Source organism: Micromonospora sp. WMMD975, from assembly GCF_029581215.1.
Classification (GTDB): domain Bacteria; phylum Actinomycetota; class Actinomycetes; order Mycobacteriales; family Micromonosporaceae; genus Micromonospora.
On the sequence record NZ_CP120739.1, the window covers coordinates 3,613,290 to 3,633,841 of the forward strand.

Annotated in this window: 17 protein-coding genes; 7 read left to right on the forward strand and 10 right to left on the reverse strand. The window is 72.3% G+C overall.

What is annotated here, in order from left to right:
- Positions 1-83 precede the first annotated feature (83 nt).
- On the reverse strand, positions 84-770 hold the full coding sequence (locus O7613_RS15520; protein ID WP_282289139.1) for a Tat pathway signal sequence domain protein: 687 nt from the start codon (positions 768-770) through the stop codon (positions 84-86).
- A 187-nt stretch (positions 771-957) separates the two neighbouring features.
- Here O7613_RS15520 and O7613_RS15525 point away from each other — a divergent pair, with 187 nt between their 5' ends.
- From O7613_RS15525 to O7613_RS15535, 3 genes are all read left to right on the forward strand, one after another.
- Positions 958-1,704 carry a TetR/AcrR family transcriptional regulator gene (locus O7613_RS15525; RefSeq protein WP_282289140.1) on the forward strand — a complete coding sequence of 249 codons (747 nt, stop codon included), beginning with the start codon at positions 958-960 and terminating at the stop codon, positions 1,702-1,704.
- 152 nt (positions 1,705-1,856) lie between these two features.
- Positions 1,857-2,486 carry a DUF6230 family protein gene (locus O7613_RS15530; protein WP_281587700.1) on the forward strand — a complete coding sequence of 210 codons (630 nt, stop codon included), beginning with the start codon at positions 1,857-1,859 and terminating at the stop codon, positions 2,484-2,486.
- Between the two features lies 1 nt (position 2,487).
- A complete protein-coding gene (locus tag O7613_RS15535) occupies positions 2,488-2,916 on the forward strand; it encodes a DUF6114 domain-containing protein (protein ID WP_282289141.1) in 429 nt (142 codons plus the stop codon).
- A 1-nt stretch (position 2,917) separates the two neighbouring features.
- Here the strand turns inward: O7613_RS15535 and murD are convergent, their stop codons facing one another.
- Positions 2,918-4,264, reverse strand: coding sequence for a UDP-N-acetylmuramoyl-L-alanine--D-glutamate ligase (gene murD, locus O7613_RS15540; RefSeq protein WP_282289142.1), 1,347 nt, complete (start codon positions 4,262-4,264; stop codon positions 2,918-2,920).
- Positions 4,265-4,467: 203 nt separating this feature from the next.
- On the opposite strand from murD, the gene O7613_RS15545 reads away from it, so the two are divergent.
- Positions 4,468-5,940, forward strand: coding sequence for a transposase (locus tag O7613_RS15545; protein ID WP_282289143.1), 1,473 nt, complete (start codon positions 4,468-4,470; stop codon positions 5,938-5,940).
- Positions 5,941-5,960: 20 nt separating this feature from the next.
- Entirely contained in the window at positions 5,961-7,310 is a 1,350-nt protein-coding gene (locus O7613_RS15550) for a hypothetical protein (RefSeq protein WP_281587694.1), read from the forward strand.
- Positions 7,311-7,431: 121 nt separating this feature from the next.
- On the opposite strand, the gene O7613_RS15555 is transcribed toward O7613_RS15550, so the two are convergent.
- From O7613_RS15555 to O7613_RS15575, 5 genes are all read right to left on the reverse strand, one after another.
- Entirely contained in the window at positions 7,432-9,375 is a 1,944-nt protein-coding gene (locus O7613_RS15555; protein WP_348775417.1) for a PucR family transcriptional regulator, read from the reverse strand.
- A complete protein-coding gene (gene argG / locus O7613_RS15560) occupies positions 9,372-10,823 on the reverse strand; it encodes an argininosuccinate synthase (protein WP_281587690.1) in 1,452 nt (483 codons plus the stop codon). Before argG ends, O7613_RS15555 begins: the two co-directional genes overlap by 4 nt.
- Positions 10,824-10,851: 28 nt before the next feature.
- The gene (locus O7613_RS15565; RefSeq protein WP_282289145.1) at positions 10,852-11,664 is read right to left on the reverse strand and encodes an RNA methyltransferase; all 813 of its coding nucleotides are present in this window, start codon (positions 11,662-11,664) and stop codon (positions 10,852-10,854) included.
- Positions 11,665-11,719: 55 nt separating this feature from the next.
- Positions 11,720-12,280, reverse strand: coding sequence for a dihydrofolate reductase family protein (locus O7613_RS15570; protein WP_281587686.1), 561 nt, complete (start codon positions 12,278-12,280; stop codon positions 11,720-11,722).
- 158 nt (positions 12,281-12,438) lie between these two features.
- A complete protein-coding gene (locus O7613_RS15575; protein WP_282289146.1) occupies positions 12,439-14,640 on the reverse strand; it encodes a transglycosylase domain-containing protein in 2,202 nt (733 codons plus the stop codon).
- Positions 14,641-14,859: 219 nt separating this feature from the next.
- Here O7613_RS15575 and O7613_RS15580 point away from each other — a divergent pair, with 219 nt between their 5' ends.
- A complete protein-coding gene (locus O7613_RS15580) occupies positions 14,860-16,548 on the forward strand; it encodes a ricin-type beta-trefoil lectin domain protein (RefSeq protein ID WP_281587683.1) in 1,689 nt (562 codons plus the stop codon).
- Positions 16,549-16,558: 10 nt separating this feature from the next.
- On the opposite strand, the gene O7613_RS15585 is transcribed toward O7613_RS15580, so the two are convergent.
- The 3 genes from O7613_RS15585 to O7613_RS15595 all read right to left on the reverse strand — a co-directional run bounded on the left by O7613_RS15585 (position 16,559) and on the right by O7613_RS15595 (position 19,091).
- On the reverse strand, positions 16,559-17,377 hold the full coding sequence (locus O7613_RS15585) for a hypothetical protein (protein WP_282289147.1): 819 nt from the start codon (positions 17,375-17,377) through the stop codon (positions 16,559-16,561).
- Between the two features lie 128 nt (positions 17,378-17,505).
- Complete coding sequence (locus O7613_RS15590; RefSeq protein ID WP_282289148.1) at positions 17,506-18,612, reverse strand: SPFH domain-containing protein; 1,107 nt, start codon at positions 18,610-18,612, stop codon at positions 17,506-17,508.
- A 5-nt stretch (positions 18,613-18,617) separates the two neighbouring features.
- Positions 18,618-19,091: an NfeD family protein gene (locus tag O7613_RS15595; protein ID WP_281587679.1), complete on the reverse strand. Its 474-nt coding sequence runs from the start codon at positions 19,089-19,091 to the stop codon at positions 18,618-18,620.
- An 89-nt stretch (positions 19,092-19,180) separates the two neighbouring features.
- On the opposite strand from O7613_RS15595, the gene O7613_RS15600 reads away from it, so the two are divergent.
- On the forward strand, positions 19,181-20,494 hold the full coding sequence (locus tag O7613_RS15600; protein ID WP_282289149.1) for a serine hydrolase domain-containing protein: 1,314 nt from the start codon (positions 19,181-19,183) through the stop codon (positions 20,492-20,494).
- Positions 20,495-20,552: the final 58 nt, after the last annotated feature.

Consider the following 20,552-nt stretch of genomic DNA (forward strand, 5'->3'; position numbering starts at 1 on the left):
CGACCCGGCCGCGGCACGCGTGCGGGGCGCGGGGCGGGGCCGGTGCCCGGCGAACCGCCGGGCACCGGCCGTGGGCCCGGTGGTCAGTTGACGTAGACGCCCGGGCTGCCGGTCTTGCTGGTGTCCTTCACCGGCGAGTAGGTGGCGGTGAAGTAGGCGGTGCCGAAGCAGAGCGACGGGCCGGAGAACTTGGTCAGGGTCTGGTTGGTGAAGGCGATCGAGTTGGTGGCGTTGGCCGCCACACCGGTGAGCTTGTTCGCGCTGGTCCGGTAGACGCAGGTGATCGCACCGAGCAGCGAGTTCAGCACGACGGTGCTCTGGATCGGCGCAGCCGCCGTGCCGGAGATGGTGACCACGCCGGCGCTGGTGACCGAGGTGGTGTACGGCAGGTTGTTGACGGTCACGCTCTGCACGCCGGTGGTGCCGAAGACGTTCGTGGTGCAACTGGTGAACGTCTGCGCGGTGAGGCTCTCGGTGGCCGTGCCGGACGCGGTCGGGTTGGTCAGCACCTTCGCGCTGAAGCTGGACGCGGCGCACTTGACGCCCGTGCTGCCGCTGGCCGAGGAGTAGAAGGTGGCGTTGGTGCCGCTCTTCAGGCTGGCCTGGATGACGTCGCCCACCGAGACGGCGGTGCCGCCGGGGGCGGGATAGGTCAGCACGGCGCTGGCGAGTGCGGTGGCGGGGGCGGCGGTGGCGGGGGCGGCGCCGACCAGTCCGGTCAGCAGCGCCACTGCGGCGAGGCCCGCGCCGATACGTCCGTACCTGGGCATGGTTGTTCCTTCCGGCGGTGGGACAGCGTGGTGGATGGAGCCGGGAGGGCGGGGACGGGCGGCGATAATGACAGCCGTTCGGGCCCTCGGTGGAGATCACCAATGGTGACGGTGGGCGAACTGAGCGTGTCGAAAGTTATAAACCTCAGAGGGTCGTAAAGTCAACGCATCAAGGAGGGCCGATCTTTTGACCATCCAGAGCCCGCCCCCGCCGGCCCCCCTGCCAGGCGCACGGCACGGCCGCGATCCGGACCGGGCGATCAAGCGCGGGCCGCGGCGCGTGCCGGCCGAGGAGGTGGCGGCGACCCAGCGCGACCGCCTCTTCGACGGGCTGGTGCGGGAGGTCGCCGCCCGGGGGTACGACAACGCCAGCGTCAGCGACATCTGCCACGCCGCCGGGGTCACCAGGCCGGCCTTCTACGCCCTGTTCAGCGGCAAGCAGGACGCGTTCCTCGCCGCGTACCGGCACGGCATCGCCGTGGTCTCGCAGCTCATGGAGGCCGCCTACGCCGAGGCCGGGCCGGCCTGGCCGGAGGCCGCCCGCGCGGCGCTGCGTACGCTGCTCGACGTGTTGGCGAGCGTGCCCGCCTTCGCCCGGATGGCGCTCGTCGAGGTGGACGCGGCCGGTCCGGACGCGCGCCGGGAGCGGGACGCGCTGGCGCACAGCTTCGGTTGGTTCTTCGCCGGCGCCGACCCGGGGCCGGCGGTGCCCGGGGTGGACCGCGACGTGCTGGCATCCACGGTGGTCGGCGGCATCTACGCGACGGTCCGCGCCCGGGTGGCGCAGGGGCGGGCCGAGGAGTTGCCGCTGCTGCTGCCGGTCCTCACGTACGCGGCCGTCGCGCCCTTCCTCGGCCCCGAGGACGCGCGCCGGGCCACCCGGCCGGACCATCCGGACGACGGACCGACCACCGTGGCTCCCTGCGCACCCTGATCGGATCAAAAACCGCAGCGGTTTTTCACTTTGGCCCCAATTGACAGATGCCGGGCAACGATCTGTTGACCCTCCATTTACTCAGCGGTAACTTCGGCCTGCGCGAGCAATTCACATCGTCGAGGATGAATTGATCTCGAAAGGGAGCCGCCATGTCGGAGCAGACCGCACCGATCGAGTCCGGCCAACCGAGCAGCGGCGTACGCTGGCGCCGGTTCGCCGTCACCCTCGGCACCGTCGCGGCCGGCGCGGCCGGCATGGTCGTGCTCACCGCCCAGGGCGTGCTCGGCGCGCAGTTCGCCATCTCCGGCATGCCGTTCACCGTCACCGCCGACAAACTCGAAGGCACCGGGTTCGAGCAGTTCGCCACGCTCGACCAGATGATCCCGGACAGCCCCAACCAGGGCGACACCGGCGGTCAGGTGGTGGTGATCGTGTCGGCCATCGACAAGGCCGAGCTGACCAATCTCTGCCAGAGCATCAGCCTCGGCGGGATCAACCTACGGATCACCGCCGGCGGCTCCGGCAAGCCGGTCACCGCCCGCACGCTCGTCGTCGACGGCGACGAGGTGGCCGGCAACGCCTCGTTCAAGAACATCAACGTCGGGCAGGACGCCAGCACGGTCGACCAGGTCCCCGGCGTCAAGGGCAATCCCGGAGTCTTCGCCCAACAGGCCGACACGGTGACCATCACCAACCTGCGGCAGAACAACTACGCCACCACCGCCGCCGTGTTCACGCTGCCCAACCTGCACATGGGCTTCAGCTCCGACGGGTGCTGAGGTGACCGCCGGAGCACACGCGGCGCCGGCCGCCCGGGCACGGTGGCGCCACTGGCGGCGGGCCCGGCCGTTCACCGCCGGGGTGCTCGTCGCGCTCGGCGGCGTCGAGATGCTCGTGACCCTGCGCGCGCCGCTCGGGGTGCTGCTGCACGTCGGACCGCAGGGACTGGCCGCGTACCTGGTGCCGGCCGTCCTCGTACTCTGTGGGGTGCTGCTCGTCGCCACCCCGCAGCAACGGGTCTTCTACGCGCTGCTGTCCCTGCTGCTCGGGTTGGCCTCCTGGCTCACCTCGAACCTGGGCGGCTTCCTGATCGGCATGCTGCTGGCGCTTGTCGGCGGCGCGCTCGCGTTCGCCTGGACCCCGGACAAACGACCGGCGCCCGCGCCCGCGGCACCGGAACCCGCCGACGACGCGCTGCCCGCCGGGTGACTCAGCGGGCGGTGTCGGCCACCGCCTGGGCGAACACCTCCGAGCGGTGCTCGAAGTTGCGGAACCGGCCGTAGCTCGGCGCGGCCGGGGACAGCAGCACCACCCCGCCGGCCGGGGTGAGCTTGCGCGCCAGCCCGACGGCGGCGACCAGGTCCTCGGCCACCTCGGTGCGCACCGCCGGCAACCCGGCCAGCGCCGCCACGATGCGGGGGCCGCTGTCCGGGATGCCGATCACGGTGATCTCCCGCTCGGCGAGGTGCTCCCGCAACGGCGCGTAGTCGAGCCCCCGGTCGGTGCCGCCGACGATCACGGTCAACGGCCGCCCCTCGTACGCGTCGATCGCGTGCATGGCCGCGTACGGGCTGGTCGCGAGCGTGTCGTCGACGAAGGTGAGCCCGGACGGGTCGGGGATCTCGGTGAGCCGGTGGGCCAGCCCCTGGAACTCGGCGACCGCCACGGCCAGGCTGTCCCGCCGCGCGACCACGTCCACGCCCAGCGCGTCCAGCACGGCAAGCGCGACGCACAGGTTGCCCTCGTTGTGCCGGCCGACGAGCGGCAGCACCGCGCGCGGAAAAAGCGGGGCGTCGCGCATGTGGAACCACGGCGTGCCGTCCGGGCCGGTGGCCACGTGGGTGGTGTCCGGCGAGCCGGCCCGGACCGCGGCCCGGTCGCCCAGCTCCACGGCCAGTCGCGGGTCGGCGCCGTTGACCACCACGGTGCGCGGGCCGTGCGCGACCAGGTTGAGCTTGTCCCGGTAGTACTCCCGTTCGCCGCCGTGCGCGTCCAGGTGCTCGGGGAAGAGCGCGGTCACCACCGCCACCCGGGGCGAGTCGGTCAGGTCGGCGCACTGGTAGCTGGACAGCTCCAGCACGTACAGCTCGGCCTCGGGCAGGTCGAGCAGCGGCACCCCGATGTTGCCGCCGAACACGTTCGGCCGGTCCATCGCGGTGAGCAGGTGACTGATCAGGCTGGACGTGGTGCTCTTGCCCTTGCTGCCGGTCACCCCGACGGTCCGGTCGGCGTGGTCGGCCATCCAGAGCGCGCTGCCCTGGGTCACGGGGACGGACCGGCGGCGCAGCTCGCCCATCCACGGGTGGGTGTTCGGCACCCCCGGCGAGCGGACCACCACGTCGGCGGCGGCCAGCCGCTCGAAGCCCTCCTCGCCGGTCACCAGCGGCGCCGCCGCGGCGAGCGGACCCTCCCAGGGCAGGGTGAGGAAGTTCGCGCTGTCGTCGACGGCGACCAGACCCGCCGGGGCGTGCGCGGCGATCGCGACCACCGCGGCCCGGCCCTCACGGCCGGCGCCCCAGACGGCGACATGACGTCCGCGCAGATCAGACAGGCGCACGGGCTCTCCTCGTTGACGTCCTCCCCCTCATGAAGGATGAGGGCGATTGCAGCCTATACAGGCTGAGGTTCACGGGCGTTCGAACGGCCGGCGGCCGCTGTTGCCACTCCCGGCACCGGCCGTTCGTCAGAGGCAGGGATTTTCCCCCCATCCTGCCGCAACGCTGACTGTTGTGTCGGAGGTGGCAGGCATGCTGTGGGGCTGTGGGGAGGTTTACCGCGTTCCGGTTCACAGCTGACCCGTCACCGTCGCAGGTGGCGGTGTTGGTCCGTCACACGGGGGCGGCTCGGTTCGCGTTCAACCAGTGCCTGGCTCTGGTGAAGGACGTCCTGGATGCCAAACACCGGGGCGGGTCGGTGGTGGTGCCGTGGTCGGGTTTCGACCTGATCAACGCGTTCAACTCGTGGAAGGTCTCGGCACAGGCGGGCCGCCGCTTAGTAGTCGACTCGGCCGGTTCGGCCGAGATCACGGCGACGGGATTGTCGTGGCGTGCCCAGGTGTGTCAGCAGGTGTGTGAGGAAGCCGCTGTCGACCTGGGCCGCGCCCTGGCCGCCTGGGCCGACTCGCGATGGGGAAAGCGGCCAGGTCGCCGGGTGGGGTTCCCGACATTCAAACGCAAGAGCCGCACCCAGCCGTCGTTCCGGATCCGTTGCAAGACCAAGACGGGTCGGGTGAGCATCCGAGTGGGGGATCCGACGGCGGGCACTCGGAGTATCTGTCTGCCGAGGATCGGAGCCCTGAGGGTACGGGAGGACACGCGCCGACTACGGCGGATGATTCGCATGGGCCGAGCCCACACCCGGTATGCCACCGTCTCCTGCCGGTCCGGCCGATGGACCGCCACCGTGACAGTGGAGGCGGCCGACCTGCATCCCGCCCGGCAGCACCCGCCACGCCCCGACGCTGACGGTAGTGGTTGGGTAGGCATCGACCGCGGCCTCACTGCCCTCGTGGTGGCCGCCGACACCACCGGCCGACAGCGGCTGCGCGTCACTGATTCACCGCGCCCGCTGCGGACCGCCCTGCCTCGGCTACGCCGGCTGTCCCGCCAGGTCACCAGCAAACGGCGAGGCTCCCGCAATCGGGCCGAGGCTGTCACCCGGCTCGCTCGTGCCCACCATCGTGTCGCGCATGTACGTCGTCACTTTCTGCACAAGGTCGCCAACCAGCTGGTCAAGACCCACGACCGGTTGGCTCTGGAAGATCTGTATACCGCCGGTCTGCTGCGCAACCGGCGTCTGGCCGCCGCCATCTCCGATGCGGGTTGGGCTGAACTGGCCCGCATCATCGGCTACAAACAACGTTGGCGGGGCGGGCAGGTCATCCGGGCACCCCGCGGGTACCCGTCCACAAGAATGTGCAGTGCCTGCCGCATCATCGGCCCCGCCCCACCCCTGTCCGTACGCGTCTTCCGCTGCGACGAATGCGGGCATACGGCGGACCGGGACGTCAACGCAGCGGTCAACCTCGCCGTCTGGGCCGAGCAACGCCACGCCCAGACCCGGGACCCCGAAGCACGAGGCCCGGTCACCAACGCCTCCCGAGGGACCGGCTCTGGCCAGCGCCCAAGCGCCGGTGCAACCAGTCCTGACGACGGAGGAACCCCACCGCCACGGACACCCGTGACGCAGGGACGCCCGAGAAGGGCGGTGTCTCATGAACCAACGGACTTTTGAGACACGCTGTAGTATGGCGTGTGCCCAACGAGCAGCTCCGGCGGATGGACGCCTTCACCTTCCCGTCCTACTCGATCGACTTCGCCACCGGCGAGGTCCTGTTCGACTACGCCCTGACCGGTCCCGACGGCGAGCAGCGGTTCACCGAGGTGATCACGCTCCCGCTGCCGGCCGAGCCGGTCTCCGACGCCACCGCCGCCACGCTCGGCCGGGTGCTGGAGCTGCTGCACGTGGTCGCCGGCGTCAGCTACTACAAGGCCGCCGCGCCGCCCCGGCTGGTGCTGCCCGCGCCGCTGGGCACCGCCGCCGTCGAGCTGGTCACCGCCGTCTACACCAAGGGCCTCGCCGAGTACGCCTACCGCAACGACCTGCCGTACGTGCTGACGTTGCGGCCCGAGGTGCCGGCCGGCTCGGTCGAGGCGGCTGCCCCGCTCGACAACTCGGACCGCCGTCCGCTGTCCGCCGTCGGCGGCGGCAAGGACTCCATCGTCACGCTTGAGGCGCTACGCCGGGCCGGGTTCGACCCGGTGCCCTTCTCGGTCAACCCGAACCACGTGATCGTCTCCGTCAACGAGGCGTCCGACCTGGTGCCGCTCGCCGCCCGGCGCCGGCTCGACCCGGCGCTGTTCGAGCTGAACGCGGCCGGCGCGCGCAACGGGCACATCCCGGTCACCGCGATCAACTCGCTGATCGCGGTCGCCACCGCCGTGCTGCACGGGCTCGGGCCGGTGGTGATGTCGAACGAGCGGTCCGCGTCCGACCCGAACCTCCTCTGGCAGGGCCACGAGATCAACCACCAGTGGTCCAAGGGCGTCGAGGCGGAAGGGCTGCTGCGTGCCGCGCTGGCCGAGCACGCCGGGCTCACCGAGCCGTACTTCTCGCTCCTGCGCTCCCTGTCCGAGCTGCACATCGCCCGACTGTTCGCCGAGATCGACAGGTACGACGCGGTGGTGACCAGTTGCAACGCCGCGTTCAAGCTGCGCGACGCGAGCGAACGCTGGTGCCGCGACTGCCCGAAGTGCCGGTTCGTCTTCCTGGCCATGGCCCCGTTCATGCCCCGCGAGCGGCTCACCGGCATCTTCGGCGGTGACCTGCTGGCCGACGAGTCCCAGCTCCCCGGCTACCGGGAGTTGCTCGGCATCGACGGGCACAAGCCGTTCGAGTGCGTCGGCGAGGTGGAGGAGTCGGTGGTCGCGCTGAGCCTGCTCGCCGAGCAGGAGCAGTGGCGGGACGCCCCGGTGGTCCGCGCCCTGGTCGCGGAGCTGCCCGACACCGCCTGGCAGGCGGCGTCCACCTCCGACGTCTTCACCCCCGCCGGCCCGAGCTTCGTCCCCGCCCCCTACGCCAAGGCCCTCCAGTCCCTCACCTGACCTACCCCGACCAGCGCCGGCGGCCGGACGAGGGACAGCCCAAGAGTGATCATGAGGTTGACGGCATGAATGGAGATCAACACCGCCGTCAACTTCATGATCGCCGCAGTGGAGGCGGGGGTCAGATGGGGCGGACGGCGTCCAGGGCCAGCAGGGCCACGTGCAGGGAGAGGCACTTGTCGACCGAGTCGAGATCGGCGTCGAGGATGCGGCCGATGCGCGCCAGCCGCTCGTAGAAGGCGGGGCGGGACAGGTGCGCCGCCGATGCCGCCGCCGACTTGTTCCGCCCCTGCTCCAGGTATGCCCGTAGGGCGTCGAGGAGCTGCTCGCGGGGGTGCTGGGCGTCGTAGGCGAGCAGCGGACCGAGTTCCCGCTCGACGAACGTCTGCAGCCGGGGCTCGTCGCGCAGCAGGTGCAGCAGTCCGGCCAGCCCGACGTGCGGCAGCCGGAAGCAGGGCAGGTCCCGCGGGTCCCGCCGGGCCGCCTCGGCGATCTGCCGCGCCTCGACAAGTGACCGGCGCGCCTCCCGCAGGCTGCCCACCCCGGAGCCGGCCGCGACGACGATCGCCGGTCGGGCCGGAACGTCGACCGGACGCGCCGCACCACGAACAGGAGCGTCGACCGGACGCCCCGCACCACGAACAGCCCCGTCGACCGGACGCGCCGCACCACGAACAGCCCCGTCGACCGGACGCGCCGCACCACGAACAGCCCCGTCGACCGGACGCCCCGAACCAGCCGCACCGCGAACAACCCCGTCGACCGGACGCGCTGGGTGGGGAGCGGGCGGGCGGACCGGGGCGGCGTCGAGGCGTACCCGACGCAACGCCGTGGTGAACGCGGCGAGCGACTTCTCCTCGGCGGCCGGGTCGGGCAGCGCCAGCAGCGCGCCCACGGCCTGGTCGTCGACGGCGCTGGTCAGCGCCGTGAGCTTGGCCTCCCGCACGGCCTGGCCGACGGCCTCGGCGAGGTCGCGCAGCCGGGCCGGGCCGGCCTCCGGGCCGGTGTCGGCGCCCGGCGCGGCGGCGTCGCCGGCCGGGTCGTCGCTGCGGTGCCGGACCACCACGCCGACCAGGTGCCGGCGGTCCAGGGTGACGCCGAGCGCCTTGGCGCGCAGCGCCACCTCGTCCACCGGGCGGGAGTGGTCGATGAGCGCGGTCAGCAGCGTGCGGTGGATCTGCCGTTCCAGGCCCTCGGCGTCGCGGCGGATCAGCCGGCCCAGGGCGAGCGTGGAGGCGGCCCGTTCGATCAGGATGGTGAGCCGGGTGGGCGGGGCGGCCTCGGCCGCCGGCCAGCGCAGCAGCAGCCGCCCCCAGTCCTGCCCGCGCGCGCCGACGGTGGTGACCAGCCAGCCGCTGTCCGGGTCGTACGCGGTGCGCCCGGCGGGGCGGATCCGCCGGGAGTGCTGTTCCCAGCCGTCCAGCAGCAGTTCCGCGTTCTCCCCCGCCGGGTCGTACGCGAGCACCTGCCGGGACAGGTTCTCCAGCACCACCGGGCAGCCGGCCAGTTCGGCTGCCTGGCGCAGCACCTCGGCCGGTTCGGCACCCTCCACGGACAGCTCGGTGAACCGCTGGTGGATCTCCTCGGTGGCGCGCAGTTCGGTGAGCTGGGCGTCCACGATCAGCGCGTGCACCGCCTCGGTGATCCGGACGAACGGCGTGCCGTGACGCAGCTCGATCAGGGGCAGTCCGCGCCGTTCGGCGGCGGCGGCCATCACCCGGGGCACCCCGCTGACGTAGCGGCGGCCCAGTTCGACGACCAGCCCGGAGACGCCGACGTCGGCCAGGTCGCCGATGAACGCGCGCAGGCCGGCGTCGTCGGCGGGCAGTCCGATCCCGGTGGTCAGCACCAGCTCGCCGCCGCCGAGCAGGGTGGCGATGTCGGGCACCTCGGCCACGTGCACCCAGCGCACCGGGCGGTCCAGCCCGGCGTCGCCGGCGACGAGGCGCGGCGCGCCGTGCCGTACCGGCTCCAGGGCGAGCACCTCACGCACGGTAGGGAACACGGGCGACACGCTACCCTGCGTCACCGCCGATGCCGCAGGCCCGCCCCGCGCGCGGCTCAGTCGACGCCGAACTCCATCGCGGCGCGGTCGAGCCACTCGTCGGCCGCCGACGGGACGCCCCGGGAGGCGATGGCCTCCGCGCCGCCCTCCGGCATCGCGCCGATCAGCCCGGTCGAGGCCGCCTGCGCGGCGCCGACCATCCGCTGCGTGCCGGCGCCGCCGACCATGCCGAGCGAGGCGTACTGCTCCAGCTTCGCCCGGGAGTCGGCGATGTCCAGGTTGCGCATGGTGAGTTGGCCGATCCGGTCGGACGGGCCGAACGCCGAGTCCTCGGTGCGTTCCATGGACAGTTTGTCCGGGTGGTAGCTGAACGCCGGGCCGGTGGTGTCCAGGATCGAGTAGTCCTCGCCCCGGCGCAGCCGCAGCGTCACCTCGCCGGTGACGGCCGTGCCGACCCAGCGCTGCAACGACTCGCGCAGCATCAGCGCCTGCGGGTCCAGCCAGCGTCCCTCGTACATCAGCCGGCCCAGGCGGCGGCCCTCGGTGTGGTAGTTGGCCAGGGTGTCCTCGTTGTGGATGGCGTTGACAAGCCGCTCGTAGGCGGCGTGCAGCAGCGCCATGCCGGGCGCCTCGTAGATGCCCCGGCTCTTGGCCTCGATGATCCGGTTCTCGATCTGGTCGGACATGCCCAGGCCGTGCCGGCCGCCGATGGCGTTGGCCTCCAGCACCAGGTCGACCGGGCTGCCGAACTCCTTGCCGTTGATCGTCACCGGGCGGCCCTGGTCGAAGCCGATGGTGACGTCCTCGGTGGGGATCTCCACGGCCGGGTCCCAGAACCGGACCCCCATGATCGGGCTGACCGTCTCGATGCCGGTGTCGAGGTGTTCGAGCGTCTTCGCCTCGTGCGTCGCGCCCCAGATGTTGGCGTCGGTGGAGTAGGCCTTCTCGGTGCTGTCCCGGTAGGGCAGGTCACGGTCGAGCAACCACTCCGACATCTCCTTGCGCCCGCCCAGCTCGGTGACGAAGGCGGTGTCCAGCCACGGCTTGTAGATCCGCAGTTGCGGGTTGGCCAGCAGGCCGTACCGGTAGAACCGCTCGATGTCGTTGCCCTTGAAGGTCGAGCCGTCGCCCCAGATCTGGACGTCGTCGGAGATCATCGCGCGGACCAGCAGGGTGCCGGTGACCGCGCGGCCCAGCGGGGTGGTGTTGAAATAGGCCCGCCCGCCGGAGCGGATGTGGAAGGCCCCGCAGGTCAGCGCGGCGAGGCCCTCCTCGACCAGGGCGGCGCGGCAGTCGACGAGCCGGGCGACCTCGGCGCCGTAGCTGAGCGCGCGACCCGGCACGGAGGCGATGTCGGGCTCGTCGTACTGGCCGATGTCGGCGGTGTAGGCGCAGGGCACGGCGCCCTTGTCGCGCATCCAGGCGACCGCGACAGAGGTGTCGAGGCCGCCGGAGAAGGCGATGCCGACGCGTTCGCCGATGGGCAGGGAGGTGAGAACCTTGGACACAAGGAAGATTATGCGTCAACGCGCATGGTCATGCAAGCGGATCGTCCCGACCGAGTTCCCAGCAGGCCACCGCGGTGGCCGCGGCCACGTTCAACGAGTCCACGCCCCGGCGCATCGGGATCACCACCCGCACGTCGCTGGCCGCCATCGCCGCCCCGGTCAACCCGGCGCCCTCCGCGCCCAGCAGCAACGCCGCCCGGGCCCGCTGGTCGGCGGTAAGCCGCTGGATCGGCACGGCGTCCGGCGCCGGCGTCATCGCGAGCACGGTGAACCCCGCCGCCCGCACCTGCTCCAGGCCCGCCGGCCAGCTCTCCAGCTTCGCGTACGGCACCGCGAACACCTCGCCCATGCTGACCCGGACGCTGCGCCGGTAGAGCGGGTCGGCGCAGGTCGGCGACAGCAGCACGGCGTCCACCCCGAGCGCCGCCACAGCCCGGAAGATCGCGCCCAGGTTGGTGTGGTTGTTCACGTCCTCCAGGATCACCACCCGCCCGGCGGCGGCCAGCACCTCCGCCGCCGACGGCACCGGCTTGCGGTGGAACGACGCGAGTACGCCCCGGTGCACGTGGAAGCCGGTGGCTCGCTGGAGCACGTCCGGCGTGGCCGCGTACACCGGGGCGTCTGCGGTGTCGAGGTCGGCGAGCTGGTCCGCGCGCTTCGCGTCGACCAGGTACGACCGGGCCGGGTAGCCGGCCCGCAGCGCCCGCCGCAGCACCAACTCCCCCTCGGCGATGAACAGCCCGTGCGGGGGCTCCCAGCGGGTCCGCAGCTCCACGTCGGTCAACGCGCGGTAGTCGGCGATCCGGTCGTCGTCGGGGTCGGTGATCTCGTGGACGGGCACCGCACGATTCTGCCGTACCCCCGGCCGCTGACCTGCCGCACCCGCCGCCGGCCGGTCAGGCCCGCTGGTAGCGCAGCAGCACCGCGCGGCCGTCGAACGGGCGCGTTTCGACCAGCCTGAGCTCCTGGCGGGCCAGGTCGGGCAGCACCTGCCGCCCGCCGCCGAGAAGCACCGGGTGCACGATCACCTGGTATTCGTCGACAAGCCCGAGCGCGGCCAGCGCCGTCGCCGCGCCGGTCCCGCCGGTGACCAGCAGATCCCCGCCGAACCGCGCACGCACCTCGGCCCACTCCGCCGCGAGGTCCCCGCCGCCGACCACCCGGGCGCCGTGGTCGGCCTCGGCGAGCGTGCGGGAGACGACCACCTTCGGGGTACGCCGCCAGATCGGCGCGAACGCCAGGTCGTGCGGGTGGTCGGAGATCGACTCGACCTGCGGCCAGTAGGACGACATCATCTCCCACACCCGCCGCCCGTAGACGAAGGCGTCGGCCCGCTCGGACAACCCGATGGAGTACGCGGACAGCTCGTCCCCCATCGCCGGCCAGTCGAACTCACCGTTCGGCCCCTCGATGAAGCCGTCGACCGACTGGTGCACCCAGTAGATGGTCTTGCCCATGCTGCGCTCCTCCGCTCACCTGTGCGCCCGCGGTTCGGGCGCCCTCCCCTGCGGGTCGGAGCCACCCTCCCCGAATCCGACACCCTGCCGCGAGTATCCGGGAGACGTGTTAGGAGGGGCCCCCGCCTATACCGAAAGCGTTAAGCGGGGGCCCCTCCTTATCCCCGGCCCTGGAGCCAGCGGAGGAGGTCGGACGGGAGGTTGCGGTTGTCGTCGCGGGGCGGGGTGGGTTGCTCGGGTTGCGGGCGCGGCTGTGGGCGCTGGGGGGTGCCGGCCAGGTCGCGGCTCGGCGCGGTGAAGTCCTGCACCGGCTTGCCGGTGACCGCCGTCTTGATCACCCGGGCCACCGCGTCGATCACCTTCGTCTGCACCGCGGAGCCGACCAGGTCGGCCGCGTCGTCCGGGTTGGCCGCGATGCCGGCGACGGCGACCTGCGGGGTGAACCCGACGAACGTCTCGGTGGCGTTCCGCTCCGAGCTGCCCGTCTTGCCGGCCACCGGCCGACCGACGATCCCGTCGACGCCGGTGGCGGTGCCGCCGTTGCACTGCCCGTACGCCGACTGCTGGCCCACCGGGCAGCGGGCCGCGTCGGTGGCCGCCCGGGCCACGTCCGGCTCCAGCACCCGCTTGCAGTCCGGCTGCCCGACGTCGACCGTCGCGCCGTCGGACCCGGTGACCGAGGCCACCGGCAACGGCGAGCAGTATGTGCCCTCGGCGGCCACCGTCGCGTACGCGTTCGCCAGGTCGAGCGGGGTGGTGGCGGCCACGCCGAGGGTGAACGCCCCCCAGTTGGCGGCGTCGTCGCGGGCGAACGCGGCGTCCGAGTCGGCCCGGAACGTGATGCCGAGGCGCTGCGCCATCTCCACCACCTTGTCCTCGCCGACCTGCTCGGCCAGCCACACGAAGTACGTGTTGACGGAGCGGCCGAAGCCGTCCCACATCATCCGGTAGCCGTCCATCCACTCGGGGTTGGCGTTGCCCGGGCACCACGTGCCGTCGCAGTTGCCCTCGTCGTCGGAGGCGTAGCGGGTGGGCAGCTTGGCCGGCGCGTCGAAGCCGGTGGCGAGGGGCTTGCCCGCCTCCAGCGCGGCCAGCATGGTGAACAGCTTGAACGTGGAGCCGGCCTGGTAGCCGTCGACGCTGGCGCCGCCGGAGATCAACGGGTTGACCGTGTTCGGGTGGTTGCCCTGCCCGCCGGGGTTGTCGGCCAGGCTGTAGTGCCGGTTGACCGCCATGGCGAGCACCCGGCCGGTGCCGGGCTCGACCGCCGCGATCGGCAGCGCGCGCTTGTCGTCGTACCCGTAGACCTTGGTGGCCTGCGCCTGCGCGGTCTGCTGGATCTTCGGGTCGAGCGTGGTGACCACCCGGTAGCCGCCGCGGCGCAGCGCCTGCTCGCGTTCCTGCGGGGTGTCGCCGAAGGCCGGCTGGGTGAGCCACCACTGGCGCAGGTAGTCGCAGAAGAAGCCCCAGTCGTCGTGGCCCTGCGCGGTCGCGGTGCAGCCGTTGGGCTGGGCGGTCGGGTGCAACGTGAGCGGTTCGGCCTTGGCCGCCGCGGCCTGCCGCGCGGTGATCGCGCCGGTCTCGGCCATCGAGTCGAGCACGTACGCCCGGCGGGCGAGCGCCTTGTTCTTGTCGCCGTCGATCGGGCTGTACTCGTCGGGCGACTGGACCAGGCCGGCGAGCAGCGCCGCCTCGCCCAGGGTCAGGTCGGCCGGGGCCGTGCCGAAGTAGCGCTGGCTGGCGGCGGCGACCCCGTACGCGCCGGACCCGAAGTACGCGATGTTGAGGTAGCGGTTGAGGATCTCGTCCTTGGACAGCGACTGCTCCAGCGCGTTCGCGTACCGGATCTCCTGGAGCTTGCGCCCAACGGTCTGCTCGGTGGCGGCCTGCCGTTCCTCGGCGGTCCGGTTCGGGTCGGTCTTGAGCACGTTGCGGACGTACTGCATGGTCAGCGTGGAGCCGCCCTGCTCGGTTCCGCCGCCCTTCACGTTGGCCACCAGGGCGCGGGCGATGCCGCGCAGGTCGGCGCCGCCGTGGGAGTAGAACCGCCGGTCCTCGGCCGAGACGATCGCCTGGCGCATCACCGGGGCGATCTCGGCCAGCGGCACGTCGGTGCGATTGACGTCGTAGAACGTGGTGAGCAGCGTCGTGCCGTCGTTGGCGTAGAGGTAGGAGCGCTGCGGCTGCACCGGGGTCCGCAGCGCGTCGGGCAGCTCCGCGTACGCGCCGAGGCCCGCCTTGACGACGAATCCGCCGAGCAGGCCGGTCGGGAGCGCGGCGAGCGCGAGGACGAGCCCGGCGAGCAGGCCCGCGAGCAGCACGGTGAGGAGCCGCGCGAGCGGCGACCGGGAAGACGGCATGGACTCCAGGATTGCCGCGAAAGCGGCGTTCCGACCACCCTCGGCGTCGGGTTGTCAGCAAATTCACCGGTAACCGCGGCTGCCTGGCGCCCGATCACCCCGCGTGTCCCGCCTGTCCGTTCGCGCGCGTGACGGACGCAACATGATTGACACACAACTATGTTAACGCTAACAATAACCACGCTCCCCCAACCCACCCCGAACCGGAAGGAACGTCCGATGAGAGGTCCGATCGAGCGGGTCGTGGCGGCCGTGGCCCTCGCCCTGGCCGCGACGGCGGTGGCGCCGACGCCGGCCGGGGCGGCCACGGCGGAGGCGACCGCGACCGAGGCGGCGACCGAGGCGGCAGCCGTGACACCCGAGCCGGTGGTGAGCCGGCCACCGATGGGGTGGGCGTCGTGGAACACGTTCGCCGCGAAGATCAACTACAACGTGATCAAGGCGCAGGTCGACAGCCTCGTGTCCAGCGGCCTGGCCGCCGCCGGCTACGAGTACGTCAACATCGACGAGGGCTGGTGGCAGGGCACCCGGGACGCCGCCGGCAACATCACCGTGGACACCGCCGAGTGGCCCGGCGGGATGAGCGCCATCGCGGACTACATCCACAGCAAGGGCCTGAAGGCGGGCATCTACACCGACGCCGGCCGCGACGGCTGCGGCTACTACTACCCGACCGGCCGGCCGGCGGCGCCCGGCTCGGGCAGCGAGGGCCACTACGACCAGGACTTCCTGGCGTTCTCCCGGTGGGGCTTCGACTTCGTCAAGGTCGACTGGTGCGGCGGCTCCGCCGAGGGGCTCAACCCCCGCACCGCCTACCAGGCCATCAGCGACTCGATCGCCCGCGCCACCGCGCAGACCGGCCGGCCGATGGTGCTGTCGGTCTGCAACTGGGGCGTGCAGAGCCCGTGGGACTGGGCACCCGGCATGTCCACCATGTGGCGCACCAGCGGCGACATCATCTACTACGGCCAGCAGCCGTCCATGGACCGCGTGCTGGCGAACTTCGACTCCGCGCAGCACCCCGCCGCGCAGAGCGTCGGCCACTACAACGACCCGGACATGCTCGTCGCCGGCATGCCCGGGTTCAGCGCGGCGCAGAACCGCACCCATCTGAGCCTGTGGGCGATCTCCGGCGCCCCACTGCTCGCCGGCAACAACCTCACCACCATGTCCGCGGAGACCCGGGCCATCCTCGGCAACCCGGAGGTCGTCGCCATCGACCAGGACCCGCTGGGCCGCCAGGGCGTCAAGGTCGCCGAGGACGCCGCCGGGCTCCAGGTCTACAGCAAGGTGCTCGCCACCGGCGGCCGGCGGGCGGTGATGCTGCTCAACCGCACCGGCTCGACGGCGAACATCACGACCCGCTTCGCCGACCTCGGGCTGGGCGCCAGCGCGACCGTGCGCAACGTGTGGAGCGCCACCGACCTGGGCGCCCGCACGACCAGCTACACCGCGAGCGTCCCCGCCCGCGAGGCCGTCCTGCTCGTCGTCACCGGCACCGAGAACCCCGGCGGCGGCGCCCGCACGGGTTCGCTCGTCGGCCGGCAGTCCGGCCGGTGCCTGGACATCAACAACTTCGCCACCACCAACGGCACCCAGGCCCAACTGTGGGACTGCACCGGCGCGAGCAACCAGACCTGGACGTACACCGCCGGCCGGCAGCTCATGATCTACGGCAACAAGTGCCTCGACGCGTACAACGCCGGCACCACGAACGGCACCAGAGTGGTCATCTGGGACTGCAACGGTCAGGCCAACCAGCAGTGGAACGTCAACTCCGACGGGACGATCCGGGGCGCGCAGTCCGGCCTGTGCGTCGACGCGTCCGGGGCGGCCACCGCGAACGGCACGAAGATCCTGCTCTGGACGTGCGGAACGGCCGACAACCAGAGATGGAACTGGCGGTAGGGACCTCCGGTCAGCCGGCGGCGAGCGGACCGCCGCCGGCACCGGGAGTCGCACCGCCGGACGGCCCGGCGGGCGTGGCGACGCTGGCGCTCGCCGCGTCCCGGGCGATGGTCTCGGGCACGAGGCGACCGCTGCGGTAGCCGATGCCGATGCCGGCGACCAGCACGAAGATCGCGCCGAACGTCTGCAACGACCCGATCAACGCCCCGCCCAGGCCGAGCAGCGGCGCGGCGATCATCAGCATGATCCCGTCGCCGTAGGAGAACATGCCCGACCGGCCCACCGACCACCCGGTGAGGAACCAGCCCACGCTGTAGCAGGTCGCCCCGAACAGCACGATGCCGCGCGCGGTCAGCCCGAACACCGGCGTCTGCTCGGCCAGCCCGGCGAACGGCAGCATCAGCACCATCCCGCCGATGCTGGCGAGCAGCCCGGCCAGCGCCACCCGCCGGCAGCGGGTGGCCGCGAGCAGGCCGGTGAGCGCGAGCAACGCGAGCAGGCCGAGCCAGATCGACGCCACCCAGCCGACCAGGTAGAGCGGCTGGCCGTCGGCCGGGTACGGGTCGTTGCCCACCCCGCCGTCGCTGGCCATCGCCACCACGCCGTAGAGGACCGCGTACGCCGGCAGCAGCCACACCGCCGCGCGGGCGAACCGGCGGACCGACCAAGCCCAGGTCGCGTCCGTGGCCGGCGCGCCCGGCCCCGGCTCGGAGACGAACGGCAGGACCACGAAACCCCCGCCGGTACGCCGGGAGCCGAGCGGTCCGCCCGGGTCGTGCGCGCCGGGGACCGGGGTCCGGGAGAAGAGCCGGTTCGCCGGTTCCTTCATGCGTCACCTCGCTCGCCTCAGGGGCGGCCCGGGCCACGCGACGGCGCCCCGGCCCTGCTCACCACCGTCCTTCAGACCGATGGTGGCAGGCGCCGGGGCGCCGGATGAGCAATTCTCGGATTTGCTGGTCAGCCCCGCTCGCGCTGGTCCGCCGGGTCGGTGAGCAGCGTCTCCGGGGACACCGGCTCCGGCGCCGGCAGGCCCTGCGGCGTGTTGCCGCCGGTGGCCTGCGCCTCGGCCACCCGTACCTCGTCGTGGATCTCCTGCGCCGCGACGGCCGCGGCCTGGGCCGCCTCGGCGGCCTCCCGCTCGACCTCGGTGGCGGTCCTGGCGGCCTCCGGCGACGGCTGGTCGCCGACCATGTTCGCCAGCCCGCCCAGCGCGCCGCCCATGCCCTCCAGGGCCCGGGTCAGTTCGGTCGGGACGATCCACACCTTGTTGGCCGTGCCGTTGGCGATCTGCGGCAGCGCCTGGAGGTATTGGTAGGCAAGCACCTTCTGGCTCGGGTTGGCGGTGTGGATCGCGTCGAAGACGGTGCGGATGGCCTTGGCCTGGCCCTCCGCCTGGAGGATCCGGGCCTGCCGGTCACCGTCGGCGCGCAGCACCGCGGCCTGCTTCTCACCTTCGGCGGTGAGGATCTGCGACTGCTTGTGCCCCTCGGCGTTGAGGATCGCGGCACGGCGGTCCCGCTCGGCGCGCATCTGCTTCTCCATCGAGTCGCGGATGCTCGGCGGCGGCTCGATCGCCTTGATCTCGACCCGGGTCACCTTGATGCCCCACCGTCCGGTCGTCTCGTCCAGCACGCCGGACAGGTGCCTGTTGATCTCCTCGCGGCTGGTCAACGCGCGTTCCAGATCCAGCGAGCCGATCACGTTACGCAACGTCGTGACGGTGAGCTGCTCGATCGCCTGGAGGAAGTTGGAGATCTCGTAGGTGGCCCGGACCGAGTCGACCACCTTGAAGTAGAGCACCGTGTCGATCGAGACGACCAGGTTGTCCGAGGTGATCACCGGCTGGGGCGGGAAGCTGACCACCTGCTCCCGCAGGTCGACCTTGGTGCGCACCGCGTCGACGAACGGCACCAGCAGGTTGAGCCCGGGGTTCAAGGTGCGCTTGTACTTACCCAGCCGCTCCACCACGTCCTGGCGCTGCTGCGGCACGATCCGCACCGCCTTGGCCAGTGTCACCACGACGATCACCGCCACGGCGATCAGGAGGATCGCTGCAAACTCCATATGGTTCACCCTCTCGCTTCGGGCAGCTCGCCCGGGGCGGAAATGTCGTCCTGCCAGACCAGAGCGGTCGCGCCCCGGACCTTTATCACCTGCACCCGCTCGCCCGCCGCATAGCGCTGGGTCGCGTCGAACGACCGGGCCGTCCACAGCTCACCATCGATCTTGACCATGCCGTGCTCGGCGTCCACCGGCTCCAGGACCACCGCGGTGGCCCCCTCGATCGCCTCGACGCCGAACGGCTGCTCACCGCTCTCCAGCGCCGACCGGGTGTTCCGGCGGATCACCGGCCGGGCCAGCGCCAGGGAGAGCGCCGACACCACCGCGAAGATCACCGCTTGGAGCGCCACCGGCGCGCCGAGCGCCGCGGCACCCGCGGCGGCGAACGCCCCGACCCCGAACATGATCAGGAACAGCGTCGTCGTGAAGATCTCGGCGACGGCCAATACCACACCCAGAACGATCCAGAACACGGCGTCCACGTGACCAATCGTGACACGTCCTGTCACGTGTCATCGAACTGTCATGATCGCTAGGCTCGATTTCACCGTACGGCGACGAGGAGGACGAGATGGCGCTACTGCCGGAGACCGCACGCCAGGTGGACCTGCTGGTCGCCCGCGCCCAGGCGGAGGGACGCGGACCCTCGCTGGCCCTCGGCGTGGTCCGCGACGGCGCCCTGGCGCACCTGGCGGTCGCCGGCGAGCAGCCCCGGCCCGACGGCGACCTCCAGTACCGGATCGGCTCGATCACCAAGACCATGACCGCGGTGCTGGTGATGCAGCAACGCGACGCCGGGCGACTGGCCCTCGACGACCCGCTCGACCGGCACCTGCCCGGCACCCCGGTCGGCGCGCTCACCGTCCGCCAACTGCTCGGGCACGCCAGCGGCCTGCAACGCGAGCCGGACGGCGGGTGGTGGGAACGCGCGGCGGGCATGGACCTGGACGCCCTGCTCGCCGGGCTGACCCCGGACAAGATCGCCTACCCGCCGCACCACGTCTACCACTACTCCAACCTGGCGTACGGGCTGCTCGGCGCCGCGCTGGAGCGGATCACCGGCACGCCCTGGATCGAGCTGCTGACCGACCGGCTGCTGACGCCGCTCGGCATGCGCCGCACCACCTTCGGCCCGGGCGAGCCGTTCGCCCGGGGCTTCGTCGTCCATCCCTGGCACGAGACGTTGCGGTCGGAGCCGCTGACCGAGACCGGGGCGATGGCGCCCGCCGGGCAGCTCTGGTCGACAGTCGAGGACCTGGCCCGCTGGGCGGCGTTCCTCGCCGACCCGGACCCGGCGCTGCTCGACCCGGCGACGCTCACCGCGATGTGCGCGCCGGTGGTGATCAACGACCTGGACTCGTGGACCGGCGGGCACGGCCTCGGCATCGAGCTCTACCGGGTCGGCGACCGGGTGTACGTCGGCCACGGCGGCTCGATGCCCGGCTACGTCGCCGGCCTGGTCGTGCACCGCCCCACCCGGACCGCGGTGGTGGACTTCGCCAACTCGTACGGGCTGCGCGGCGGCCACCACATCTCCGGGCTGGCCCGCGACGTGCTCACCCGGGTGCTTGACGCCGAGCCGGCCGCCCCCGCGCCGTGGCGACCGGCCGACCCACCCGCCGCCGACCTGGCCGAACTGACCGGTCGCTGGTGGTTCATGGGCGGGGAGTACGAGTTCCGCGCCGACCCCGCCGGCCACCTCGTCGGCGGGCAGGTGGGACGGCCGGCGCACCGCTTCGCCCCGGACGGGCCGGACCGCTGGCGGGGCCGGTCCGGTCCGCAGGACGGCGAGATCCTCACCGTCGTCCGCGACTCCGCCGGCGCGGCCGTCGCGCTGGACATCGCCACCTTCCTCCTCACCCGCACCCCCGACCAGGCCCCCTGACCCCTCGCGCCGTCCACCCCCCGCCCCACCGGCCGAGCCACGGGCCGAGCTACGGGCT